Origin of the sequence: Actinotalea sp. JY-7885, from assembly GCF_014525465.1 — a bacterium.
Classification (GTDB): domain Bacteria; phylum Actinomycetota; class Actinomycetes; order Actinomycetales; family Cellulomonadaceae; genus Actinotalea.
Genome location: NZ_JACEXH010000348.1, coordinates 1 through 656, shown reverse-complemented (window position 1 = coordinate 656; position 656 = coordinate 1). Strand labels below are relative to the sequence as shown.

Genomic DNA, 656 nt, shown 5'->3' with positions numbered 1-656 from the left:
GGCCGGTGGCCGCGCGGGTGAGCCGGAGATCGCGGCCCAGCTCGCGGCGGACGCGACGGCGACCGGCGAGCGCGCCGCGGCCGCGGCCCGCGCCGCCGTCCCGACGCCCGACGCGAAGCGCGCCGCGTGGGACGCCGTCGTCGAGCGCGACGAGCTCGCGAACGCGCTCCAGACGTCGACGATCGCCGGCTTCGGGCGCGTGCACGACCGCGGGCTCCTGGTCCCGTTCGTCGAGGCGTACTTCGCCGCGATCGAGCGGGTGTGGACCGAGCGCACCAACGAGATCGCGCAGAACGTCGTCGTCGGCCTCTACCCGACCCAGCTGGCCGGGTCCGGCGAGGTCGACGTCCTCGCCCGCACGGACGCGTTCCTCGAGCAGCTCGGCGACCGCCACCCGGCCCTGCGCCGCCTCGTCGTCGAGAACCGCGACGGCGTGCGCCGGGCCCTGGCAGCCCAGGAGCGCGACCGCACCTGACCCCCACCCACCCGCACCGCGGAGCACCGTGCCCCACGCGGAGCCTCGTGCCCCACGCGGAGCCTCGTGCCCGGACCGCGGAGCGTCGTGCCCCATGCGGAGCACCGTGCCCCGACGCGGAGGGTTGTGCTCCGACCGTGGAGCGTCGTGCCAGGACACGCCGGTGTGTCCCGGCACGACG

1 protein-coding gene is annotated in these 656 nt (G+C 77.1%); it reads left to right on the top strand.

The features are described 5' to 3' along the window. Positions 1 to 475, top strand: a 475-nt coding sequence (locus IDM29_RS16910) for an ERAP1-like C-terminal domain-containing protein (RefSeq protein WP_188037864.1), incomplete at its 5' end; no start/stop codon positions are given. Between the last annotated feature and the right edge of the window lie 181 nt (positions 476 to 656).